Origin of the sequence: Corallococcus praedator (assembly GCF_003612125.1) — a bacterium.
GTDB classification, from domain to species: Bacteria; Myxococcota; Myxococcia; order Myxococcales; family Myxococcaceae; genus Corallococcus; species Corallococcus praedator.
In genome coordinates this window covers 1-1,834 of the sequence record NZ_RAWI01000724.1, presented here as the reverse complement: position 1 = coordinate 1,834, position 1,834 = coordinate 1, and the positions used below count along the sequence as shown (strand labels likewise).

Below are 1,834 nucleotides of genomic sequence, written 5' to 3'. Positions count from 1 at the left end.
GGACGGGGGGCGTGGGGATTGCCCTTGATGCCACACGCCACCAGTCCCAGCGTCAGGACGGCGGCGACACACCACCGGGGAAGGAGTCCGCGCATGGCTAGAACTTGATGGCCAGCGTGCCGCGGATGGCGTGCGCGGTGTTGAGTTCCTGCGCGGTCAGGTTCAGGTCCTTCAGGCCCGCGAGCGGGAAGAGGATGCCGTAGTCGATGCCCGCCACGAACCCGTCCTCCGTCACGTAGCGCGCGCCGATGTCCGCCTCGAAGCCCAGGCCCTTGTTGATGGAGGAGGGCGTGGACTCCGCGTAGAACGCCTGCGAGTAGATGACGCTGCCGAAGACGTCGAAGCCCTCCGCGATGGAGTACTTGAGGCCCGGCTTCACGTAGAACGCATCCGTGACGCCGTTGAGGATGGAGCGCCACAGGATGAGGTCCACGCGGTAGTCGCGGTTGAAGCGGAAGTTGCGGATGGCGTTGTCGCTGCAGCCGCCGGTGTCGCAGCGGTACTGCCGGCCTTCCACGTCGCCCGCCGCGGTGTTGCCGTCCGTGCCGGTCCCCTGGCGGCCCGGGTAGTTGCCGAAGCCCGGCGCCTTGTCACCGGACGCGAAGCCCGCTTCCACGCCCAGGTGCAGCTTGTTCTCGATGACGTGGAACTCCGTCTGGAGCACGCCGCCGAACTGCGCGATGCGCAGCGACTGGGAGGCGGGGTCCGCGGTCGTCAGCGCGCGGCCGTCGATGGTGCCCAGCTGCGCGGCGAACTCCGCTTCGATGCGGAACTTCTTCTCCGCGTACTTGAACCACAGGTCCGGCACGTACATCGTCCCGCCGCGCGGCAGGAACGTGGGGGTGCTGACGTTGACCACCGGGTCCGGGTTGATGGGGACGCCGCTCGTGTCGCCCAGGGTCGCGTACCGCTGCGTGCGGTAGGTGAAGTACAGGCCGTAGTTGAGCACGCCCTGGTTGTTGTCCAGCTTGGCGCGCTCCTGCTGCTCGGTGTCGCGCCGCGCGATGGCCAGCACCAGGCTGTGGCTGTCGTCGGACTGGGTGAGGTCCACCGGCTCGCCCAGGGAGTTGGAGCGCTCGGAGGTGAGCCCCTCGGAGTTGAAGTCCAGCATCGGCGTCACGTACCAGCCGGCGAACGGCTCGGTGACGAACTGGATGCGGTCCACCGTGTCGCCGTAGTCGCAGTCCAGGCAGTTGCCGTCGTTGCGCAGCATGCCCACGCCCCAGTGGCTGCCCATGCGGCCAAAGCGCAGGATGCCCACCGGCGTCGTCACTTCACCGTACGCGCGGCGGACCTGGACGGAGTCCTTGAACGCGTTGATGGCGGAGTTGCCCGGGGTCTGGTTCTCCGAGAAGAGCGTGAAGTTGTTGCGCCCGTCACCGCTGTAGGCGCTGTCCGGGTTGGAGCCCAGGAGGATGTTGTCCAGGGCGTCCACCTGCACCTTGACCCGCACGTCCTCGGAGACGTTGAAGGACGGGTCCAGGCGGAAGCGCATGTTGGCGCCGGCCTGGGTCTGTTCGGTGGGGGAGCGCGGCGAGCGCGTCCACAGCTGGCGGCCCAGGGGCGTGCCGGACGGCAGCGCGGGCTTGCCCAGGTCGAACTTGTAGAAGAGCGTGGGGCGCACGCGCAGGTAGCCGTCGAGCGTGAACAGCTCCAGCTTGCGCTTCTCCTCCGTCCACTCCTCCTGCCAGTCGTTGTTGGCCACGGCCTGGGTGGCCGTCTGCGCGCGGATGTCCTCGCGCAGCTCCTGGCGGGTGGCCTCCAGCCGCTGCTCCAGTTCCTCGCGGCTGACAGCGCCGTCGGTGGAGGCAGCGGGCGCGGCGGCGGCCGGGGC

Annotated in this window: 1 protein-coding gene; it reads right to left on the bottom strand. The window is 68.8% G+C overall.

The window, feature by feature from the left end; translation table 11 throughout:
* Window positions 1-97 precede the first annotated feature (97 nt).
* Window positions 98-1,834 (bottom strand): TIGR04551 family protein (locus tag D7Y13_RS41265; RefSeq protein ID WP_120631053.1); only part of this gene is annotated, 1,737 nt, incomplete at its 5' end.